Origin of the sequence: Micromonospora chalcea, from assembly GCF_028768405.1 — a bacterium.
Taxonomy (GTDB): domain Bacteria; phylum Actinomycetota; class Actinomycetes; order Mycobacteriales; family Micromonosporaceae; genus Micromonospora; species Micromonospora chalcea.
This window is the reverse complement of sequence record NZ_CP118233.1, coordinates 6,276,973-6,297,363: the sequence shown is the minus strand read 5'-3', so window position 1 is coordinate 6,297,363 and position 20,391 is coordinate 6,276,973. Positions and strand designations below refer to the sequence as shown.

The window sequence follows — 20,391 nt, the reverse complement described above, 5'->3', positions numbered from 1 at the left end:
TGCACTTGAAGCCTGGTCATTTCAGGGACTTCATCGTGTGCTCATGTCGGTCGTCCTACCTTGCTAGCGACCCTCGACCGGTCGGGCTTGACCGGTCGTCGGGGGTTGCGCGTCGACGTGCTCCGCAAGCGCACCGTGGTCAGGAACCCCGGTGAGGCGCAGTGCCCGCCCGAAGGCGCGACGCCGCACCGCCTGCGCGAAGCAGGCCGGATCAGGGTGCATGTTCGCTCCCCGACCCGGCAGTCTGCGGGCCGGATCGGGCCTGAGACTGATGTGACCAGCCTCGTCACCGATCGCGACAACCCGCAACAACTCGCTGGCCGGCGCCCGTTTCCGGCATCCCACACAGGTGCGCTCCGGAATCGCGCGTCGTGCCACTGAGTAAGTCTACCCCTAGCCGCCGGAGATCGCGCCGCCCGGCTCCGGGACGTGATCAGCTCCGCCCCGGCTCTGCGGGGCCGCGGTCTCCGCGTCGGACCGGATGTCGATGCGCCAACCGGTCAGGCGGGCCGCCAGGCGGGCGTTCTGCCCTTCCCGGCCGATCGCGAGCGAGAGCTGGAAGTCCGGGACCGTCACCCGGGCGGTACGGGAGGCCAGGTCGACCACCTCGACCCGCAGCGCCTTGGCCGGCGACAACGCGTTGCCGACGAACGTGGCCGGGTCGTCCGACCAGTCGATGATGTCGATCTTCTCGCCGTGCAGCTCGCTCATCACCGCGCGGACCCGCTGCCCCATCGGGCCGATGCAGGCGCCCTTGGCGTTTACTCCGGACGCGGTGGAGCGGACCGCGATCTTCGTACGGTGACCTGCCTCACGGGCGATCGCGCCGATCTCCACGGTGCCGTCGGCGATCTCCGGCACCTCCAGCGCGAACAGCTTCTTCACGAGCGCCGGATGCGACCGGGACAGCGTGATCTGCGGGCCGCGCATGCCCTTGGCGACGTGCACGACCACGCAGCGGATCCGCTCGCCGTGCTCGTACCGCTCGCCCGGGACCTGCTCGGACTGCGGCAGGACACCCTCCAGCTTGCCCAGGTCGACGCTGACGATGCCCTTCTCCCGGCGCGTCTCGTGCGCCTGCACCACGCCGGTGACCAGGTCACCGTCGCGGCCCACGTACTCGCCGAAGTGCACCTCGTCGGTGGCCTCCCGCAGCCGCTGGAGGATCACCTGCTTGGCGGTCATGGCGGCGATCCGCCCGAAGTCGTGCGGGGTGTCGTCCCATTCCCGGGTGACGGTGCCGTCGGCGTCGAGCTCCTGCGCGAAGACCGAGGCGGCCCCGCTCTTGCGGTCGATCTCCACCCGGGCGTGCGACTCGGCGCCGTCGGTGTGCCGGTAGGCGGTCAGCAGCGCGGTCTCGATCGCCGCGAGGATCGTGTCGAACGGGATCTCCCGCTCGCGCTCCAGGGCGCGCAGCGCCGCGAGGTCGATGTTCACCTCTCCTCGTCCTCCAGATCTTCGTCGTCGTCGGTGTCTGTGTCGTCGCCGAGGTCCTCGTCGGCCAGGTCGTCCAGGCGGCTGAACTCCACCTGGACCCGGCCGGGCCCGAGTTCGGCGTACGGGTGTGCCACGGGGCCGGCGTCGGTCTCCAGCTCCACGCGCTCGTCGTCGGCGGCCGTGATCCGGCCGGTGAGCTGGCGGTCCCCGGCGTCGCCGCGGACGGTGACCTTGACCAGCCGGCCCACGTTGCGCCGCCAGTGCCGGGGCAGGGTGAGCGGGCGGTCCACGCCGGGCGAGCTGACCTCCAGCTGGTACTCGCCGGCCACGATGTCGCCGCCGGACTCCTCCGCCGCGTCCAGGGCCGCCGACACCGCGCGGGAGACGTCCGCCACGGCGTCCAGGTTGATCCCGCCGTCGGCGTCCACGATCACCCGGACCACGTGCCGCCGCCCGGCGCGGGAGACGGAAAGGTCCTCCAGGTCGTAGCCGGCCGCGGCGACGACCGGTTCGATCACCTCGCGCAGCCGGTTGCGGCGCGCGTTCAGATCGCCACGGGGTGCGCCGCTGCGCTCCGCGCCGCGGGGGCCGTCGGACCGGCGGGGCCGCCCGGCGGGCCCCGTCGGCCGGGTGGCACGGCCACGCTGCGTCATTCCGCGCACCTCTCCTGCTGTTGCCACGACCCGCGGGCCGTGTTGTCCCGGGCCGGTGCGAGCGGTCGGCCCGCCATACCGGCACGCCACCGGGGCGTCCGCGCCCGGTGGTTGCGCAGAGCGTAACGCTAACGGCCGCGGACGGACCCGGCGGCGCACCGAGACCCTGACCCACGAGGCGGCGCGAATGGTGTTGACTCTGTCAGGTGGGGACCGGCAGAACACCATCCGACCAGGTCAGAGCGGGGCATTCCCGGCGCTGGCTGCTGCGCGCCGGAGGGCTCGTGGCGCTCGGCGGCGCGGCCGCGCCGCTGACCGGTTGTGATCTTTTCGACCGCGACCGGCAGCCACCGGCGCCTGATGCGCTGGAGCCGCTGGCCGCCGAGGCGCTGGCGCTGGAGGCCCGCTACCGGGCCGCCGCCACCGCCGCCCCGGCGCTCGCCGAACGGCTCACCCCGATCGCCGACGCGCACAAGGCACACGCCGAGGAGCTACGCCGGGTCATCGGCCGGCCGGCTCCCTCCGGCACGCCGGCGGCCGCCGGCTCGGCGAGCGCGCCCGCGCCCGACGCCGTGCTCACCGAGCTGCGTCAGGCCGAGCAGGAGGGCCGGACCAACGCGGCGAAGGCCTGCGCCGAGGCGCCGGCCGAGCGGGCCGCGCTGCTCGGCTCGATCGCCGCCGCGCGGGCGACCCACGTGGAGGCGCTCAAATGAACCCGACAAAGAGCCCGAGCCCGGCACAGGCCCTCGCCGACGCGCTCGCCGCCGAGTACGCGGCGATCTGGGCGTACGGGGTGATCGGCGTGCACCTCACCGGCGCGGCGCGGACGGCGGCCCGGGCCGCCGAGGCGGCGCACCGGTCCCGCCGCGACGCGCTGCTCCTGCAGCTCGCCGAGGGCTCCGGGCAGGTACCCGCGGACCGGGCCGGGTACGCGCTGCCCTATCCGGTCACCGACCGGGCGGGAGCGCTGCGGCTGGCGGTGGAGATCGAGGAGCGGACCGCCGGGCACTGGCGGGCCGCGCTCGCGCACACCAGCGGCGTGGAGCGGAACACGGCGCTCGCCGCGCTCACCGACTGCGCGCTGCGGGCCACCCGCTGGCGGCGTACGGCGGGCGTGACACCGGTCACCGTCCCGTTCCCGGGCCGCCCCGCCTGAGCGCGACGCCGGTCACCCGGCGAAGCTTCCCGGTTGCGCTGCGCATACCAGGTATGCATACTCGCGGTCATGTCCATCCGTCACGGCCTGCTCGCCCTGCTCGAACGCGGCCAGATGTACGGCTATCAGCTCCGTGCCGCGTTCGAGGAGTCCACCGGGTCGACCTGGCCGCTGAACATCGGGCAGGTCTACACCACGCTGGCCCGGCTGGAACGCGACGGACTGGTGCGCCCGCTGCCGGAGAACGAGAGCGGGCAGCGGCCGTACGAGATCACCGACGCCGGACGGGCGGACCTGGCGATGTGGTTCGCCACCCCGATCAGCCGCGCCGACCGTCCCCGCGACGAGTTGTCGATCAAGCTGGCGCTGGCGTTGACCACTCCGGGCGTCGACGTGCGGGCGGTGGTGCAGACCCAGCGCACCGCCACCATGCGCGCGCTTCAGGAGTTCACCCGGTTGAAGTACACGAGCGACAAGCCGGAGGATCTACCCTGGCGGCTGGTGCTGGACGCGATGATCTTCCAGACCGAGGCCGAGGTGCGGTGGCTCGACCACTGCGAGACCAGCCTGGTCCGGCACCGCCCGGCGCCGATCCGGGCGGTCGACCACCCCGAGGCGGTGGACCGGGCCGGCGACGAAGCCCGCCGGTGAACCGGCACGGGAGGCGCTGATGGACCCGATCGACGGGGTGCTGGAACTGCGGGACGTACGCCGTACGCACGGCACCGGTGAGGCCGCCGTGCACGCGCTGCGCGGCGTGAGCCTGACCGTGCGGGCCGGGGAACTGGTGGCGGTGATGGGCCCGTCCGGGTCCGGCAAGTCCACGCTGCTGGCGCTCGCCGGTGGCCTGGACCGGCCCACCGGCGGCGAGGTGGTGGTCGAGGGCGAGGCGCTGGTCGGGCTGTCCGCCCGGGAGCTGGCCCGGCTGCGCCGCCGCCGGATCGGGTACGTCTTCCAGGATCTGAACCTGCTCGGCAGCCTGACCGCGGTGGAGAACGTGGCGCTTCCCCTGGAACTGGACGGCGCCGGCGTACGGGCGGCCCGCCAGTCGGCCCTCGACGCGCTGCGCGAGGTCGACCTGGAGGACCTGGCCGACCGCTTCCCGGACCAGATGTCCGGCGGCCAGCAGCAGCGGGTGGCGATCGCCCGGGCCCTCGTCGGCGAACGCCGCCTGGTCCTCGCCGACGAGCCGACCGGCGCGCTGGACTCGCAGACCGGTGAGGCGGTGCTGCACCTGCTGCGCCGCCGGGTGGACGCCGGGGCGGCCGGGGTGCTGGTCACCCACGAGGCCCGGCACGCGGGCTGGGCGGACCGGGTGGTCTTCCTGCGCGACGGGGTGATGGTCGACTCGACCGCCCCGCTGATCGGCGTCGACCACCTGCTCAGCGGCAGCATCCGGTGACCGGCGGCCGCCTCGCCGCCGTACGCGGATCGTGGCGGACCGCGCTGCGGATCGCCCGCCGGGAGGCCCGGCGGTCCCGGCGGCGCACGCTGCTGGTGCTGGTGATGATCGCGCTGCCGGTGCTCGGCCTCAGCTTCGCCGCGGTCAGCTACGACATGGCCGATCTGAACCGCGCCGAACGGATCGAGCGCCAGCTCGGCGGCGCAGATGTGGCGCTGCGCTGGGACAGCCTGACGGCGGTGACACAGGACGCCTGGGGCGAGTCGGCCTGGCCGGTCCAGGGCGAATGGGTCGGCCGGACCCGTCCGGCGACCGCCGAGGAGGTGCGCGCGCTGCTGCCCGAGGGCAGCCGGGTGGCCCGAACGCGCTGGTGGATGACGTTCTCGACGCGGATCGGCCGGCACGTCGAGTCGCTCGACGCGCGCGCCCTGGACCTGACCGACCCGCTCACCCGGCCGCTGGCCCGGGTCCTCGACGGCCGGCCGCCGGTGCGCCCGGACGAGATCGCGGTCAGCCCGGCGGCGCTGCGCCGGCTCGACACCCGCATCGGCAACCCGGTACGCACCATCGACGGCGCCACGTACCGGGTGGTCGGGGTGGTGGAGTACCCGGACAACCTCCGGGAGGTGATCACGCTGGCCGGGGTGACCCCGGAGACCGCGGCCGGCAGCGACACCTGGCTGGTGGACCTGCCCGGCCCGCTCGACCCGGGTCTCGCCGACCGGCTGAACGCGCAGGGCATCCAGATCGTCGTCCGCGACCCGCTGCCCGGGCGGGAGGAGCTCACCCGCGGTATGCGCGTGCCGGACGCCGACGAGGCCGGCGTCGTCGGCGTGGTCGGCGGGCTGGGCCTGCTGGAGGTGGTGCTGCTGGTCGGCCCGGCCTTCGCGGTGAGCGTCCGCCGTCGGCGGCGCGACCTCGCGCTCGTCGCGGTGGCCGGTGGCGACGCCTCCCACCTGCGCCGGATCGTGCTCGCCGACGGGGTGGTGCTCGGCGCCGGCGGGGCCGCCCTCGGGCTGCTGCTCGGCATCGGCGCCGCGTTCGCCGGCCGGCCGCTCGTCGAGCAGTACCTGCTCGGGGAGCGCCTCGGGGCGTACCGGATCTTCCCGGCCGCGCTGGTGGCGATCGCCGCGACGGCGGTGCTGGCCGGGGTGCTGGCGGCGATGGCGCCGGCCTGGACGGCGGCCCGGCAGGACGTGGCGACCGGCCTGGCCGGCCGGCGCGACGGGTCCCGGCCCCGCCGCCGCTGGCTGCTGATCGGGGTGGCGCTCACCGTCGCCGGGACCGCGATCGCCGCGTTCGCCGCCGGCCGCACCTCGCAGACCGGCGTGCTGGCCGGTGTCGCCCTGGGCGAGCTGGGGCTGGTGTTCTGCACCCCGACGCTCGTGGGCGTGCTGGGCCGGGCCGGCCGGCTGCTGCCGCTCACCCCCCGGCTCGCGTTGCGCGACGCCAGCCGCAACCGGTCGTCGGCCGCGCCGGCCATCTCGGCGGTGATGGCCGCCGTCGCCGGAAGCGTCGCGCTCGGCGTCTACGTGGCGAGTGACGAGACCCGCTCCCGGGAACTCTGGCAGCCCGGCCTGCCGCCGGGCAACGTGCTGCTCACCCACTCCGGCGAGATCCCGACGGGCCCGCCGTCGGCCGAGGCCGTCGCCGCCCGGGCCCGCACGGTCCTGCCCGACGCCACAGTGGTGTCGGTTGCGACCCCCGGGTGCGCCGGCGACGTCCGGGACAAGAACGACTGCGCGGCGTACGCGCTCGTTCCGCCGGAGCGGCGCTGCCCGTACACCTCCTCCGACCCGGTTCCCGACTCGGCCCGGCGCGATCCGCGCTGCGTGAGCCCCTTCCAGGAGCCGGTCGACGTCTACCTGCCGGCGCTCGTGGACGACGGCGCCGCGCTGGCCGCGCTCACCGGCGCGCCCGCCGACGAGCTGGCCGCCGCGCGCCGGACGCTCGCCGCAGGTGGCGTGGTGGTCACCGACGCCCGGCGGGTGGTGGACGGGCAGGTCCGGGTGGAGGTCAACTACAACTCCGGCGGCCCGCCCACCGGGCGTCTCCTGCCCGCGTACGCGCTGCGCGGCGGTCTCAGCGTCGACCGGCTGGTGCTCTCCCCCGCCGCCGCGGACGCGCTCGGCCTGTCCGCCGTACCGCTTGGCTACCTGCTGGACACCGCCGGCTCGCCCACCGATCGGCAGATGGAGATGCTGACCGACGAGCTGTACGACATCGGGCCCATGTCGGCGCAGGTGGCGACCGCCGACCCGCCGTCGGACCAGCGCCCGATGCTGCTCCTGCTGGCGGTGGCCTCGGGGGTGATCACGCTGGGCGCCGCCGCTGTCGCCACCGGCCTCGCCGCGGCCGAGGGCCGCCGGGACCTGTCCACGCTCGCGGCGGTGGGCGCCGATCCCCGGGTACGCCGCCTGCTGTCGCTCTGCCAGGCCGGGGTCATCGCGGTGCTCGGCTCCGCGCTGGGCATCGTCGCCGGGCTCGGCTCCGCCGTGGTCGTCCTGGCCGCGCTCAACCAGCGGTACGCGGACTCCTGGCCGGTGCAGCCGCCGTACCCGGTGACGGTGCCCGGCGTGACACTCGCCGCGCTGGTCGTGGTGCCGCTGGTGGCGATGGGCGGCGCGGCGCTGTTCACCAGGTCCCGCCTGCCGATCGAACGCCGGCTCGACTGAGCCGGCCACCCATGCATGATCACACCATTTCGCCGGAGTGGCGGCATCGCGGCGGGGTGGATGCCACCACTTCGGGGAAATGGAGTCGACCTTGGGGCGGACTGACCGTCCGAGGGGGTGACGGGGCGCGGTGCGGGCGGCACACTTGTCGGATGTCAGCCCTGGGAACCCTCACCCGCCGTCTCGGTCACCAGCGTTGGTTCGGCGCCACCATGCGCCTGCTCGTCCCGGCCGACCGGCTGGTCGGCCGGATGACGAAGGGCCGAGTGGTCGCCTTCGGGCTCGTGCCCACGCTGGTGCTCACCTCCACCGGCCGCCGCTCCGGCAAGCCCCGCAGCAACCCCCTGGTGTACGTCCCCGACGGCGACGCCTACGTGGTGATCGGCTCGAACTGGGGGCAGCAGCACCAGCCGTCCTGGACGTTCAACCTGATGGCTAATCCGGCCGCCGAGGTGGACGTCAAGGGCCGCCGGATCCCGGTCACCGCCGAGCAGGTCACCGGCGAGGAACGGGAACGGCTGTTCCAGCGGCTGGTGCAGGAGTGGCCCGCGTACCGCACGTACGTCGAGCGCGCCGGTAACCGCGAGATCCGCGTCTTCCGCCTGGTCCCGAACGCCTGAGCGCCCCTGCCGCGGACGCGCACAATCCGACATCCGCGCCACCGGGGCCACCCGGCCCGATCTGGCTAGGGTTGCCGCAGGCGAGCGCTCGGACGGAGGTGGACCGTGGCTGTCGACGTGAACGCCGAGCGGCGTCTGGACGACCCGCGGTGGCAGGTGGCCGAGCGCGTCGGTGACGCCGTCCTGCGGCGGTTCCCGGCCGATGTGCTGGCGGTCGCCGTACACGGTCCGCTCGCGCACGGCGACGACGACGGCGGCGGGGACCGCGAGGTCGCGTTGCTGGTCGTCACCTACCGGCCCGGCGCCGGGCCGCCGCCGGCCACCCGGCGGGTCGACGGGGTGCTTGTCGACCTCACGGTGGCCGGGGCGGACGACTACCTGCGCCGGGCGACGACGATCACGTCCCGGTGGCCGCTGGCCGCGGACCGGTACGTGACGACCCGCGCCCTGCACGATCCAACCAGCTGGCTGCCGAAGCTGCGCGACGAGCACCTGGCGCGCCTGGCGCGGGCTCGGCCCGCGGAGTTCACGAGCGCGGCGCGGCAGGCGTGGTACCGGGGCAGCGCGGCGCACGCCCGGGCGTTGCGGCTGGCCGAGTGGTACGAGACGGACCAGGCGCTGCTCATGCTCGGCGAGGCGCGGCTGGCCGCGGCGACGGTGCAGGGGCTGTTCACCCGCACCTACTTCCGCGACGCCGGGGACGCGGTGCGGCGTACCGGGCTGGCCGGCGCGGACATGACCGAGGTGGGCGCGGCGCTGACCCGCCAGGCCGAGGAGCTGGCCGCCCGGGGCCGGCCGGTCGACGGCACGATCGACGACCTGTTGTCCGGCTGAGGACGGCCCAGCCTCAGCCGATGCCGCCGCCGACGCCGATCAGCGCGCCGATCAGGTAGGTGGCGCCGGCCGCCAGCGCGCCGAGCAGCAGCTGCCGCAGACCGGCACGCCACCAGGCACGGTTGGTGAACCGGGCCACGATCGCACCGGCGACGAAGAGGCCGACGCCGCCGACGGCGAGCGCCAGCCAGAGGCTGGTGAAACCGAGCAGGTACGGCAGCAGCGGCACCAGCGCGCCGATCGAGAAGCAGACGAACGACGAGATCGCGGCGGCCCACGGGCTCGGCTGGTCGTCGGGGTCGACGCCCAGCTCCTCCCGCACGTGCACCCGCAGCGCCTCCTCCGGGTTGGCGCGTACCGCCTCGGCGACCTGCGTCGCCAGCTCGCGGGGCAGTCCACGGGCGACCCAGGCGTCGGCCAGCTCCCGGGCCTCGGCCTCGGGGTGGCGTTCCAGCTCGCGCCGCTCCTTGGCCACCTCGGCGGCGACCTGCTCGTTCGCGGACCGGACGCTCGTGTACTCGCCGAGACCCATCGAGATGGCGCCCGCCACCAGGCCGGCCGCGCCGGTGAGCACCACGTTGCGCGGGGACACCCCGCCGCCGCCCACACCGGCGATCAGCGCGATGTTGGTGACCAGTCCGTCCATCGCGCCGAAGACGGCCGGCCGCAGCCAGCCGCCGGAGACGTCCGCGTGGTGCGCCTCGCGCAGCGCCGCCGGGGTGTCGGTCACGGCAGCGTCAGGATCTCGTAGCCGTCGTCGGTGACGACGATGGTGTGTTCGAACTGGGCCGTCCACCGGCGGTCCTTGGTGACCACGGTCCAGCCGTCGTCCCACATGTCGTACTGGTAGGTGCCGAGCGTGATCATCGGCTCGACTGTGAACGTCATGCCGGGCTCCATCACGTCGGTGGGGCGCGGACTGTCGTAGTGCGGCACGTAAAGGCCACTGTGGAACGCCTCGCCGATGCCGTGCCCGGTGAAGTCGCGGACCACGCCGTAGCCGAAACGCTTCGCGTACGACTCGATCACGCGGCCGATGACGTTGATCTGCCGGCCCGGCGCGATGGCCTTGATGCCGCGCATCATCGCCGTGTGGGTCCGCTCGACAAGCAGGCGGGCCTCCTCGCTCACCTCGCCCACGCAGAACGTGGCGTCGGTGTCGCCGTGCACGCCGTTCAGGTACGCGGTGACGTCGACGTTGATGATGTCGCCGTCCTGGAGCACCGTCGAGTCGGGGATGCCGTGGCAGATCACCTCGTTGAGGCTGGTGCAGCACGACTTCGGGAAACCCCGGTAGCCGAGCGTCGACGGGTAGGCGCCGTGGTCGCAGAGGAACTCGTGCACCACCCTGTCGATCTCGTCGGTGGTCACCCCCGGCTTGCAGTGCTCACCGGCGAGCTGGGTGGCCTGCGCGGCGAGGCGCCCGGCCACGCGCATCTTCTCGATGGTCTCCGGCGTCTGCACGTGCGAGCCGCGCCACTCCTGCGGGCGCTTCTTACCCACGTACTCCGGGCGCGGGATGTGGGCGGGAACCGCTCGCCACGGGGAGAGCGTGCCGGGGGTCAGCGGCGCACGGACGGTCATGGCCCAAGCCTATCGCCGGGGGTGGTGTGCCCCCCGCCACAGCCCGGCCGGGCAGGTTGTTGCCGTACCGCAAACGCTGTGCCATTGTTGCTCCGTGGATCAAGGGGGCGCGGCGCCCGTCTTCTCCGTGACGGCGCAGGTCGACGGCGACCAAGTGCGCGTCCAGGTGACCGGCGAGGTCGACATGGCGACCGCCGACACCATGTTCCAGACCGCGCTCCGCGAGCCTGCCAAGCAGCTCACGCTCGACCTGCGGGCGGTGACCTTCTTCGACTCGGCCGCCATCCACGCGGTGGTCCGGCTCGCCCAGCGGTTCCCGAACGCACTCACCGTGCTGCCGTCCCCGCAGGTCCGGCGCGTGCTGGACATCTCCGGCCTGGGCGACCAGGACTGGCTCGCCCCCACCTGACCGACTCGGGTGCCCTTCGGGCCTAGAAGGCGTCTCCCATCGCCGGCGGCAGGGGCAGGTCCGGTCTCGGCTGCCCCTGATCCGACGCGGGGTGCCGCTTTCCCGACTCCCCGGCGGTGTCCGGGGCGAGATCACGACGCAGCGACTCGGCGTCGCGCTTGCGCACCCCGCTCGCCCGGATCGTGTTCACCGCGATGATGGTGAGTTCGTTCGCCACGTTGATGCCGCTGACGCGCGGGCCGCTGCGCAACGCCTCCTGAACCAGGCGGAGGGCCGACATCGCGGCCCGCTGGGAACGGGAGGGCCGGCTGGCGGACGGGGACCAGCCCTTACCGACGGTGCGCGCGGCCTCGGCCAGGCACCGCGCGGCCTCGGCGAGCGACGGCGGAACGGGCTCGTCGTCACGGATCGCGCGTTCGAGGTTGAGCGCGACGTCGCGGCTGTGCAGCAGGGAGCGGATCATGAGGATGGCGCCGTGCCGCCATCCCTGCAACGCGCTCTGGTTGTGCCACCGCAGCGGCGAGATGCGGACGACCTCGTCGGCGCCCGACATTGCGGCCTCCACCTCCGAGGTGTCGAGCCGGCGCAGCCTGTCGAGACCCTGACGGGCCAGCTCGGCGTCCCGGGCCAGGGCCGCGTCGGCGAGGCGGTCCAGCTCGGCGGCCATCTGGTCGAGCAGTGGCCGGCCCGCCCGCCGGATCCGGTGGATCGGGTGCAGGGGCAGCACCACGACCGCGACCAGGATGCCGACCACTCCACCGACGACGCCGTCGAGGAAGCGGGGCAGCGCGATGTCGGTCCGGGCCGGGAAGAGCACGGCGATCACCAACGCGCTGCCGCCGACCTGGGTGACGAACGCGCCCTCGTCGCTGAGCAGGACGGCGACGAGGATCGCGGCGGCGACGATGACGCCGATCTGTACGTATCCCTGCCCGACCCAGGAGACCAGCAGGTCGCCCAGCGCGATGCCCACCGCCACGCCGGCGATGAGCAGCAGCGTACGGCGGAAGCGCTGACTCACCGAACTGGCGATGGTGCCGACCGCGACGGCGGGCGCGAACAGCGGTTGCGGGTTGTGGATCAGATCCTTCGCGACCCACCACGCGACTGCGGCGGCCACCCCGCACTGCACCGCCACGAGCAGGCTCAACCGCACCCGCCGCAGTCGCTCTCCCACGGTCGCCCGGCCGGTGCGGCGAATCGCCGTCCACGCCGCGCCAACCGGGTCGTTCCCGCTGTCCCGCGAAAGACGGAACGGCTCACGCCCCATGAGGCGATACTAGGGACTTCGCCGCATTTGATCCGCTTTACTCGGCAACAGCCCTCAGTCCCGGTCGGCCAGCCGGCGGCGCAGCGTCAGCTCGGTGCCCTCCTCGGTACGGGTCACGTTCATCTCCCCCAGCGCCTGGATCAGCGCCAGCCCGCGCCCCCGGAAGCTCGACCCGCTCGACTCCCGCCAGCGCCCGGTGTCCCGGACGGTCGCGGTGACCGTACGGTCGGCGATCGTCACCTCGACCTCGATCGTCGGGTCCACCGGGTCGACCGGGTGCTCGATCGCGTTCGCCGCCGCCTCGGAGACCGCCACGGTCAGGTCGAACAGATCGGTCTCGCCGACCTGGTGGGCGACGAGGAAGTCCTCCAGCCGCTTGCGCAGCACGCTGAGCCGGGTCGGGTCGGCGGGCAGACGCAGCGCGAAGCGGTTCAACTCGGCCGCCTCCAGCGCGAGGACGGCCACGTCGTCGTGCCGGGACCGCCCGGCCACCCGCGCCATGACGGCGTCGACCAGGTCCGCCACGTGCTCGGCGCGGGCCGTCGCGTCCGACCGCAACTGGCCCAGCCCGGCGTCGATGCCCGCGGACCGGTCCTCGATCAGGCCGTCGGTGTAGAGCAGTAGCCGGTTGCCCGGCGCGAGTTCGCCTTCGGCGGCCGGGTAGACGGTGCCGGGGATCGCCCCGATCGGCGGTCCGAGGGCCCGATCGTGCAGGAACGCCACGTCGTCTCCTCGGATCAGCAGGGGTGAGGGATGGCCGGCGCTGGCGTACCGGATCCGGCCGGTGCGCGGGGAGAAGCCGAGGCAGACGACGGTGGCGAAGGAGCCGCTGCCGGCGGAGTGGACCAGCCGGTTGAGGCGGGTCAGCGCCTCGCCCGGGTCGTAGCCCTCCAGGACGTACGCCCGCAGCGCGTTGCGGAGCTGGCCCATCGCCGCGGCGGCCCGCACGCCCTTGCCCACCACGTCACCGATGACCAGCACCAGGTCGTCGTCGGCGGTGGCCATCACGTCGTACCAGTCGCCGCCGACCTCCACGTCGGCGCTGCCGGGCAGGTAGCGGCTGGCGACCACCGCGCCGGGCAGCTGCGGCAGCGTACGCGGCAGCAGGCTGTGCTGGAGCGTGGTGGCGATGTGGTGCTCGGCCTCGTAGAGCTGGGCGTTCTCCAGCCGGACGCCGACCAGCCGGGCCAGTTCGGTCAGCGCCGCCTGCTCGGTGCCGCCGCCCTCGCGCCGCCACACCCGCAGCTCACCGAGCTGCTCGCCGGACGTGCCGGTGAGCGGCAGCACCACTGTCGGGTCGGCGGGCAGGTCGCCGCCGGCGTCCTCCTCGTGACGGGCCCCGGTGGTGGTGACGCGGACCCGTCCGGCCTCGGCCAGGCGCAGCGCGTGCCGGGCGGCCACCCGCACCACCTCGGCTGTCGACCGGGCGGTGTTGATCTCCACGGCGGCGTCGGCGAGCGCCCGGAGCCGCCGGATGATCTGCCCACGCAACTGGCCCAGCTCGACGTTGGCCCGGACCCGGGCCACCAGTTCCTGGCTGGAGAAGGGCTTGGTCAGGTAGTCGTCGGCGCCCGCGGACAGGCCGGCGACCTCCTCGGCGGCGCCGGCCCGGGCGGAGAGCAGCACGATCGGCACGTACCGGGTGGCCGGTTTGGCGCGCAGCGCGGCGACCAGCCCGAAGCCGTCCAGCCGGGGCATCATCACGTCCGTCAGCACCAGGTCGAACGGGGTCTCGACGGCCAGCCGCAGCGCCTCCGCGCCGTCCGGCACGGCGACCACCTCGTACGCCGGGGAGAGCAGCCGGACGACGTGCTCGCGCAGGTCGGCGTTGTCGTCGGCGAACAGGATCCGGCCCGCGCCGCCCGGGGTGCCGTTCGGCTCGGGCAACCCGACGGGCCGGGCCACCTCGTCGGTCCAGAGCGCCGTCTCGGCGACGTAGAGGCGGGCCTGCTCCGGCTCGGTCAGCGGCACCGGCGAGAGGGCGGACACCCGGTCGGCGGGCAGGTGCGCGTACCCGAACGGCATGGTCACGGTGAACGTGGTGCCCCGGTCGACGACGCTGTGCGCGGTGACGGTGCCGCCGTGCATCTCGACCAGCTCGCGGACCAGGGCCAGGCCGATGCCGGTGCCCTCGTGGGTACGCGAGCGGGCGCCGGCGACCCGGTGGAACCGCTCGAAGACCTGCGGCAGCTCCTCCGGCGCGATGCCGACGCCGGTGTCGGTCACCTCCAGGACGGCGGCCCGGTCGGTCGCGCGTACCCGGACCCGGATCTCGCCGTCGAAGGTGAACTTGACCGCGTTCGACACCAGGTTGAGGACGATCTTCTCCCACATGTCCCGGTCGACGTAGACCGGCGCGGGCAGCGGCGGGCAGTCCACCACCAGGCGCAGCCCGGCCCGCTCGGTGGCCGACCGGAACGTGCTGGCCAGCCGGGAGGTGAAGTCGGACAGGTCGGTGGGCTGGTAGCGGGCGGCCAGCCGGCCGGACTCCAGCCGGGAGAAGTCGAGCACCGTGTTGACCAGCTTGAGCAGGCGCAACCCGTTGCGGTGCATGACGGTGAGCCGGTCGAGGTAGCGATCCGGCAGTTCCCGGTCGGCGAGCATCTCCTCCAGCGGCCCGAGGACCAGCGTGAGCGGGGTGCGGAACTCGTGGCTGACGTTGGCGAAGAAGTTGGTCTTGGCGCGGTCGAGCGCGGCCAGCTCGGCGGCGCGGGCGCGTTCCTGCTCGTACGCCCGCTGCTTGCCCACCGCCCGGCTGACCTGCGCGGCGACCAGGCCGACGAAGTCGCGGTAGTCGTCACTGAACGGCAGCCGGCGGGACACGCCGAGCAGCAGCACCCCGGCCGCCTCGTTCGTCGCGGTCAGCGGCAGCAGGAGCGCCTGGCCGGCGGCGTCCGGCGGCACCGCGCCGGGCAGCTCGGCGGTGGCGATCCAGCGCGGCTCGGTGAGCGGCTCGCCGTCGGACACTCCGGGCGGCGGACCGGCGACAACGGCGGGGTCCACGCCCGAACAACCGCCCGCCACGAGATCGCCGCGCTCGTCGGGGAACCACAGCGCGCTGAACGGCACGTCGGCTCGGTGGGCGTCGAGCACCCGGGTGACCGCCCGGCCCAGTTCCCGCATGTCCGGCACTTCGCCCAGCTCGTTGCCCAGCTCGGCCAGGGCCCGCAGCCGACGCTCGCCGAGCACCCGCCCGGTGGTCTCGTTGACGAAGCAGAAGATCCCGCTGACGGTGCCGTCGACGTCGCGGATCGGGTCGTACGAGACGTCGAAGTAGACGTCCTCCAGGAAGCCGTGCCGGTTCAGCACGAAGGGATGGTTCTCACCCCGGTAGGGCACGCCCGTGCGGCGCACCCCGTCCAGCAGCGGGCCGAGCACGTCCCAGGTCTCGGCCCAGTGCCGGTGCGCGGCCTGCCCGATCACGGCGGGGTGCTTGTCGCCGATGGTCGGCCGGTAGGCGTCGTTGTAGAAGGCCAGGTGCTGCTCGCCCCAGAACACCACCATCTGGGCGCGGGACGACAGCATGGTGCTCATCGCGTGGGAGAGCGCGGCGGGCCAGCGGTCCGGGCTGCCGAGCGGGGTGGCGGCCCAGTCGAAGGCGCGCAGCCGCTCGCCCATCTCGCCGCCGGCCGCGAACGCCGCGGCGAGCAGCGGCGACAGTGACGCCTCGCCGGCCGCCGGGGACGAACGACTGTCGTCCCCGCCCCCCTGGGCCGAGCCCATGCAGCCTCCCGCTCCGGCCATGATCACGACGGTCGGCGCTGTCACGCCGACCGTCCCCGCCTACTACCCCGACGGACGAGCAACGTAACGCACCCGCACCGTTCGACGCTGGTTACCTCCGCCTCATCCTGGCGTAACAGACGGGCCGGGGCGACTCGGGCGGTCCGGCCGGGATGACCAGGCCGGAGATTCGGCTGTCCCCACCTACGAAATGTGAGTGTGTGATCTGGCCGACACCACGGACCGGACCAGCGCGGCCACCGGTCGCGGGTCCGGCTCGTTCTCCGGATGCCACTGCACCCCGAGCACGAAGCGCCGCGCCGGATCCTCCACCGCCTCGATCACCCCGTCGTCGGCCCAGCCGGTCACCGCCAGGCCGCCGGGGTCGGCCACCGCCTGATGGTGGTACGAGTTGACCCGGTCCACCCCGGCCATCACCTCGGCGGTCCGGCTGCCGGCGGCGAAGCGCACCGGGTGCGACCCGTACACGCCCGGCGCGGGACGGTGCCCGTCGTGCCCGACCACGTCCGGCAGGTGCTGGTGCAGCAGGCCGCCGTACGCCACCGCGAGCAGCTGCATCCCCCGGCACACGCCCAGCACCGGCAGGTCGGCGGCGAGCGCGGCGCTCAGCAGCGTCGTCTCCCCGGCGTCGCGCTCCGGCCGGCTCTCGGTGCGCGGGTCGGGCGGCTGCCCGTACCGCTCCGGGCCGACGTCCGCGCCGCCGGCCAGCAGCAGCCCGTCCAGCAGCCCCAGCACGTCCGCGTCGGCGTCGTCCGGGGGCAGCACCACGGCCCGGCCGCCCGCCGCGGTGACCGCCCGGACGTACGCGTGCGGCACGAGCGTCGCCGGCACGTCCCGCCACACCGCCCAGCCGGCCGGCTCGACGTACGCGGTGATGCCGATGACCGGCCTCATAGCGGTGTGACGTAGGCGCCGGTGATGCCGCCGTCGACGACGAACTGCGCGGCGGTCATGAATGAGGCGTCGTCGCTGGCGAGGAACGCCACCGCGGCGGCGATCTCGGTGGGATCGCCGAACCGGCCCATCGGCACGTGCACCAGCCGCCGGGCCGCCCGCTCCGGGTCCTTGGCGAACAGCTCCAGCAGCAGCGGCGTCGCCACCGGACCGGGGCACAGCGCGTTGACCCGGATGCCCTCGCGGGCGAACTGCACGCCCAGCTCCCGGGTCATCGCCAGCACCCCGCCCTTGCTCGCCGTGTACGCGATCTGCGACGTCGCCGCGCCCATCAGCGCCACGAACGACGCGGTGTTGATGATCGAGCCCTTGCCCTGCCGCCGCATGTGCGGGATGACGTACTTGCAGCACAGGTAGACGCTCGTGGTGTTCACCCGCAGCACCCGTTCCCAGGCGTCCAGGCTGGTCTCCAGGATGGAGTCGTCGTCCGGCGGCGAGATGCCCGCGTTGTGGAACGACACGTCCACCCGGCCGTGCCGCTGCACCACCCCGTCGAACAGGTCGCGGACCGCCGTCTCGTCGGCCACGTCGGCGGCGACGAACTCGCCGTCCACCTCCTGCGCGGCCCGGGTACCGGCGTCGGCGTCGATGTCCACGCACACCACCCGGGCGCCCTCGGCGGCGAAGCGCCGCACGGTGGCCAGCCCGATGCCGCTGCCCGCGCCGGTCACGACCGCCACCCGGTCGGAAAGCCGTCCCTGCACTGTGATCACTCCTCGGTGCCGATGAACACGTTCTTGACGTCGGTGAAGGCGTGCAGCGCGTCCGGACCCAGCTCCCGGCCCAGGCCGGAACGCTTCATCCCGCCGAACGGGGTCCAGTAGCGCACCGAGGAGTGCGAGTTGACGCTGAGGTTGCCGGCCTCGACCGCGCGGGCCACCCGCACCGCCCGCCCGACGTCCCGGGTCCAGATCGAGCCGGAGAGGCCGTACTCGGTGTCGTTGGCGAGCCGGATCGCGTCCGCCTCGTCGTCGAACGGCAGCACCGAGACGACCGGGCCGAAGACCTCCTCCCGCCAGTGCCGGTCGGCCGGGGAGCCGGCGAGCAGCACCGTCGGGGCGTACCAGAAGCCGGGGCCGTCGGGGCAGGAGCCGGTGAACGCGACGTCCGCGCCGTCGACGTACCCGGCGACGCGGTCCCGGTGCGCGGCGGAGATCAGCGGGCCCATCTCGGCCGTGTCCCGGGCCGGGTCCTCCACCCGCACCGCCCGCACGGCCGGTTCGAGCAGTTCCAGGAACCTGTCGTACACCCGGCGCTGGACCAGGATGCGGGAGCGGGCGCAGCAGTCCTGGCCGGCGTTGTCGAAGACCGCGTACGGCGCGGTGGCCGCCGCCTTCTCCAGGTCGGCGTCGGCGAAGACGATGTTGGCCGACTTGCCGCCCAGCTCCAGTGTCACCCGCTTCACCTGGGCGGCGCAGCCGGCCATGATCCGGGTGCCGACCTCGGTCGAGCCGGTGAAGCAGATCTTGCGGACCGCCGGGTGGGTCACGAACCGCTCGCCGACCACGCTGCCCCGGCCGGGCAGCACTGTGAACACGCCGTCGGGCAGGCCGGCGTCGCGGGCCAGTTCGGCCAGGCGCAGCGCGGTCAGCGGGGTCAGCTCGGCCGGTTTCAGCACGACCGTGTTGCCGGCGGCGAGCGCCGGGGCGAACCCCCAGCCGGCGATCGGCATCGGGAAGTTCCACGGCACGATCACGCCGACCACGCCCAGCGGTTCGTGGAACGTGACGTCGAGCCCGCCGGGTACCGGGATCTGGTGCCCGGTCAGCCGTTCCGGCGCGCCCGCGTAGTAGTCGAGCACGTCGCGGACGTTGCCCGCCTCCCAGCGCGCGTTGCCGATGGTGTGCCCGGCGTTGCGCACCTCCAGCAGAGCCAGCTCCTCCAGGTGCGCGTCGACCTGGGCCGCGAACCGCCGCAGCAGCCGCCCCCGATCCCCCGGCGCCACGTGACGCCACGTCTCGAACGCCGCGGAAGCCCGCGCGACAGCTGCATCCACGTCCTCGACGGAGCACCCCGGAACGACCCCGATCCCCGCCCCGTCAACAGGCGAGATCACCTCACCCACGCGGTCCCCCTCCCCTCAGCTCGGCGATCTTGTAGTTGCTGCCCCGGCGAAAGCCGCACAACGCCCGCGTCGAGGGCTGTAAGTGCAAGATCGGCGTCGACAGCGGGGGCGCGAGGGCGGGCGCGGGGGCGAGGGAGGGCGGCGGGTCAGAGGCGTTCGAAGCCACGGGTCAGCTCCCAGTCCGTCACCGCGGCGTCGAAGGCGGTCAGCTCGACCTTCGCCTGGTTGGCGTAGTGGTCGGCCACCTCGTCGCCGAACGCCTCCCGGGCCACCTCGGAGCGCTGCCACAGGTCCAGTGCGTCACGCAGCGTGGTTGGCACCCGCTCGGCGTCCGGGTCGTCGTACGCGTTGCCGGTGCACTCGTCCGCCAGCTCCAGCTCGTTCTCGATGCCGTGCACCGCCCCGGCCACCAGTGCGGCGATCGCCAGGTACGGGTTGACGTCGGCCCCCGGCACCCGGTTCTCCACCCGCATCCCCTGCCCGTGCCCGACCAGCCGCAGCGCGCAGGTGCGGTTGTCGGTGCCCCAGCGCAGCGCGGTCGGCGCGAACGAGCCCGGCTGGTAACGCTTGTACGAGTTGATGTTCGGCGCGAAGAACAGGCTGAACTCGCGCATCGTGGCGAGCAGCCCGGCCAGCACCCGCTGACCGGTGACGCTCAGGTGCGCCGGCCCGTCCCCCAGCATCGCCGACGAGCCGGAGGCGTCACGCAGCGAGAAGTGGATGTGGCAGGAGTTGCCCTCCCGCTCGTTCGGCTTCGCCATGAACGTGATCGCCATGCCCTCCTGGGCGGCGATCTCCTTCGCGCCGTTCTTGTAGATGACGTGGTGGTCGGCGCAGCGCACCGCCTCGTCGTACCGGAAGGCGATCTCGTGCTGGCCGAGGTTGCACTCGCCCTTCGCGCTCTCCGGGGTGAGCCCGGCGCCGGCCATCTCGGTGCGGATACGGCGCAGCAGCGGCTCCACCCGGGCGGTGCCGAGCAGCGAGTAGTCCACGTTGTACTGGTTGGCCGGCGTGAGATCGCGGTAGCCGCGCCGCCACGCCTCCTCGTACGAGTCGCGGTAGAGCACGAACTCCAGTTCGGTGCCGGCGTACGCGGTCAGCCCGTGCGCGGCCAGCCGGTCCAGCTGCTTGCGCAGGATCTGCCGGGGCGAGGCGACCACCGGGCCGGAGCCGTCCAGCCACTGCAGGTCGGCCAGCAGCAGCGCGGAGCCGGGCTGCCAGGGCATCCGGCGCAACGTGTCCAGGTCGGGGCGCATGGCGAAGTCGCCGTAGCCGCGTTCCCAGCTCGACATCGCGTACCCGTCGACGGTGTTCATGTCGACGTCCACGGCGAGCAGGTAGTTGCAGCCCTCGCTGCCGTGCGTGACCACATGGTCGAGGAAGTAGGGCGCGTGGAACCGCTTGCCCTGCAAGCGCCCCTGCATGTCGGTGAGGGCGAGCACCACCGTGTCGATCTCACCCTCGGTGACGGCGACCCGCAACTGTTCCAGCGAGAGTGGCGTTGGTTTCATCAGGGGCCTCCATCACCAAGGTCTACTGGCAAACCGGATCACCGTCAATGCCCCGGCGAGGCCGGGTGCGAAACCGT

The 20,391-nt window shown here is 73.8% G+C and carries 18 protein-coding genes and 1 pseudogene; 8 read left to right on the top strand and 11 right to left on the bottom strand.

The features are described 5' to 3' along the window. Nucleotides 1-41 precede the first annotated feature (41 nt). The 3 genes and pseudogenes from PVK74_RS28555 to rimP all read right to left on the bottom strand — a co-directional run bounded on the left by PVK74_RS28555 (nucleotide 42) and on the right by rimP (nucleotide 2,090). Nucleotides 42-378, bottom strand: a pseudogene (locus PVK74_RS28555) (YlxR family protein). 15 nt (nucleotides 379-393) lie between these two features. Next, the gene (nusA, locus tag PVK74_RS28550; protein WP_030503423.1) at nucleotides 394-1,437 is read right to left on the bottom strand and encodes a transcription termination factor NusA; all 1,044 of its coding nucleotides are present in this window, start codon (nucleotides 1,435-1,437) and stop codon (nucleotides 394-396) included. Then, complete coding sequence (gene rimP, locus PVK74_RS28545; protein WP_069089328.1) at nucleotides 1,434-2,090, bottom strand: ribosome maturation factor RimP; 657 nt, start codon at nucleotides 2,088-2,090, stop codon at nucleotides 1,434-1,436. Before rimP ends, nusA begins: the two co-directional genes overlap by 4 nt. Nucleotides 2,091-2,353: 263 nt before the next feature. Here rimP and PVK74_RS28540 point away from each other — a divergent pair, with 263 nt between their 5' ends. The 7 genes from PVK74_RS28540 to PVK74_RS28510 all read left to right on the top strand — a co-directional run bounded on the left by PVK74_RS28540 (nucleotide 2,354) and on the right by PVK74_RS28510 (nucleotide 8,777). After that, on the top strand, nucleotides 2,354-2,803 hold the full coding sequence (locus PVK74_RS28540; protein WP_209964033.1) for a hypothetical protein: 450 nt from the start codon (nucleotides 2,354-2,356) through the stop codon (nucleotides 2,801-2,803). Then, entirely contained in the window at nucleotides 2,800-3,246 is a 447-nt protein-coding gene (locus tag PVK74_RS28535) for a ferritin-like domain-containing protein (RefSeq protein WP_104113949.1), read from the top strand. The genes PVK74_RS28540 and PVK74_RS28535 overlap by 4 nt, the downstream gene beginning before the upstream one ends. Nucleotides 3,247-3,315: 69 nt before the next feature. Next, complete coding sequence (locus PVK74_RS28530; RefSeq protein ID WP_030503427.1) at nucleotides 3,316-3,897, top strand: PadR family transcriptional regulator; 582 nt, start codon at nucleotides 3,316-3,318, stop codon at nucleotides 3,895-3,897. A 19-nt stretch (nucleotides 3,898-3,916) separates the two neighbouring features. Continuing rightward, a complete protein-coding gene (locus PVK74_RS28525; protein WP_069089326.1) occupies nucleotides 3,917-4,648 on the top strand; it encodes an ABC transporter ATP-binding protein in 732 nt (243 codons plus the stop codon). After that, nucleotides 4,645-7,323 carry an FtsX-like permease family protein gene (locus PVK74_RS28520; protein WP_274477620.1) on the top strand — a complete coding sequence of 893 codons (2,679 nt, stop codon included), beginning with the start codon at nucleotides 4,645-4,647 and terminating at the stop codon, nucleotides 7,321-7,323. The genes PVK74_RS28525 and PVK74_RS28520 overlap by 4 nt, the downstream gene beginning before the upstream one ends. A 152-nt stretch (nucleotides 7,324-7,475) precedes the next feature. Next, nucleotides 7,476-7,943, top strand: a complete 468-nt coding sequence (locus PVK74_RS28515) for a nitroreductase family deazaflavin-dependent oxidoreductase (RefSeq protein WP_043325828.1) — start codon at nucleotides 7,476-7,478, stop codon at nucleotides 7,941-7,943. A gap of 105 nt (nucleotides 7,944-8,048) precedes the next feature. Then, nucleotides 8,049-8,777 carry a nucleotidyltransferase domain-containing protein gene (locus tag PVK74_RS28510; RefSeq protein ID WP_274477618.1) on the top strand — a complete coding sequence of 243 codons (729 nt, stop codon included), beginning with the start codon at nucleotides 8,049-8,051 and terminating at the stop codon, nucleotides 8,775-8,777. Nucleotides 8,778-8,790: 13 nt separating this feature from the next. On the opposite strand, the gene PVK74_RS28505 is transcribed toward PVK74_RS28510, so the two are convergent. Then, nucleotides 8,791-9,507 carry a VIT1/CCC1 transporter family protein gene (locus PVK74_RS28505; protein WP_030503432.1) on the bottom strand — a complete coding sequence of 239 codons (717 nt, stop codon included), beginning with the start codon at nucleotides 9,505-9,507 and terminating at the stop codon, nucleotides 8,791-8,793. Continuing rightward, nucleotides 9,504-10,361 carry a type I methionyl aminopeptidase gene (gene map / locus PVK74_RS28500; RefSeq protein ID WP_043325831.1) on the bottom strand — a complete coding sequence of 286 codons (858 nt, stop codon included), beginning with the start codon at nucleotides 10,359-10,361 and terminating at the stop codon, nucleotides 9,504-9,506. Before map ends, PVK74_RS28505 begins: the two co-directional genes overlap by 4 nt. 94 nt (nucleotides 10,362-10,455) lie before the next feature. On the opposite strand from map, the gene PVK74_RS28495 reads away from it, so the two are divergent. Further along, nucleotides 10,456-10,770, top strand: coding sequence for an STAS domain-containing protein (locus tag PVK74_RS28495; protein ID WP_187693829.1), 315 nt, complete (start codon nucleotides 10,456-10,458; stop codon nucleotides 10,768-10,770). 22 nt (nucleotides 10,771-10,792) lie between these two features. Here the strand turns inward: PVK74_RS28495 and PVK74_RS28490 are convergent, their stop codons facing one another. The 6 genes from PVK74_RS28490 to PVK74_RS28465 all read right to left on the bottom strand — a co-directional run bounded on the left by PVK74_RS28490 (nucleotide 10,793) and on the right by PVK74_RS28465 (nucleotide 20,314). After that, complete coding sequence (locus PVK74_RS28490) at nucleotides 10,793-11,947, bottom strand: FUSC family protein (RefSeq protein ID WP_274477617.1); 1,155 nt, start codon at nucleotides 11,945-11,947, stop codon at nucleotides 10,793-10,795. Nucleotides 11,948-12,094: 147 nt separating this feature from the next. Continuing rightward, nucleotides 12,095-15,763, bottom strand: coding sequence for a SpoIIE family protein phosphatase (locus PVK74_RS28485; protein WP_064447076.1), 3,669 nt, complete (start codon nucleotides 15,761-15,763; stop codon nucleotides 12,095-12,097). Nucleotides 15,764-15,967: 204 nt separating this feature from the next. After that, on the bottom strand, nucleotides 15,968-16,678 hold the full coding sequence (locus PVK74_RS28480) for a gamma-glutamyl-gamma-aminobutyrate hydrolase family protein (protein WP_209960403.1): 711 nt from the start codon (nucleotides 16,676-16,678) through the stop codon (nucleotides 15,968-15,970). Further along, nucleotides 16,675-17,442 carry a 3-oxoacyl-ACP reductase gene (locus tag PVK74_RS28475; RefSeq protein WP_274477616.1) on the bottom strand — a complete coding sequence of 256 codons (768 nt, stop codon included), beginning with the start codon at nucleotides 17,440-17,442 and terminating at the stop codon, nucleotides 16,675-16,677. Before PVK74_RS28475 ends, PVK74_RS28480 begins: the two co-directional genes overlap by 4 nt. A gap of 5 nt (nucleotides 17,443-17,447) precedes the next feature. Continuing rightward, a complete protein-coding gene (locus PVK74_RS28470) occupies nucleotides 17,448-18,803 on the bottom strand; it encodes an aldehyde dehydrogenase family protein (protein ID WP_274477615.1) in 1,356 nt (451 codons plus the stop codon). A gap of 146 nt (nucleotides 18,804-18,949) precedes the next feature. Beyond that, nucleotides 18,950-20,314, bottom strand: a complete 1,365-nt coding sequence (locus PVK74_RS28465; protein ID WP_274477614.1) for a glutamine synthetase family protein — start codon at nucleotides 20,312-20,314, stop codon at nucleotides 18,950-18,952. Between the last annotated feature and the right edge of the window lie 77 nt (nucleotides 20,315-20,391).

Bases quoted from the DNA above. Each gene is read 5' to 3' on its own strand.
- rimP (WP_069089328.1), bottom strand. From the start codon at position 2,090: ATGACGCAGCGTGGCCGTGCCACCCGGCCGACGGGGCCCGCCGGGCGG.
- PVK74_RS28530 (WP_030503427.1), top strand. From the start codon at position 3,316: ATGTCCATCCGTCACGGCCTGCTCGCCCTGCTCGAACGCGGCCAGATG.
- map (WP_043325831.1), bottom strand. From the start codon at position 10,361: ATGACCGTCCGTGCGCCGCTGACCCCCGGCACGCTCTCCCCGTGGCGA.
- PVK74_RS28535 (WP_104113949.1), top strand. From the start codon at position 2,800: ATGAACCCGACAAAGAGCCCGAGCCCGGCACAGGCCCTCGCCGACGCG.
- PVK74_RS28515 (WP_043325828.1), top strand. From the start codon at position 7,476: ATGTCAGCCCTGGGAACCCTCACCCGCCGTCTCGGTCACCAGCGTTGG.
- PVK74_RS28480 (WP_209960403.1), bottom strand. From the start codon at position 16,678: ATGAGGCCGGTCATCGGCATCACCGCGTACGTCGAGCCGGCCGGCTGG.
- PVK74_RS28485 (WP_064447076.1), bottom strand. From the start codon at position 15,763: ATGGGCTCGGCCCAGGGGGGCGGGGACGACAGTCGTTCGTCCCCGGCG.
- PVK74_RS28525 (WP_069089326.1), top strand. From the start codon at position 3,917: ATGGACCCGATCGACGGGGTGCTGGAACTGCGGGACGTACGCCGTACG.
- PVK74_RS28465 (WP_274477614.1), bottom strand. From the start codon at position 20,314: ATGAAACCAACGCCACTCTCGCTGGAACAGTTGCGGGTCGCCGTCACC.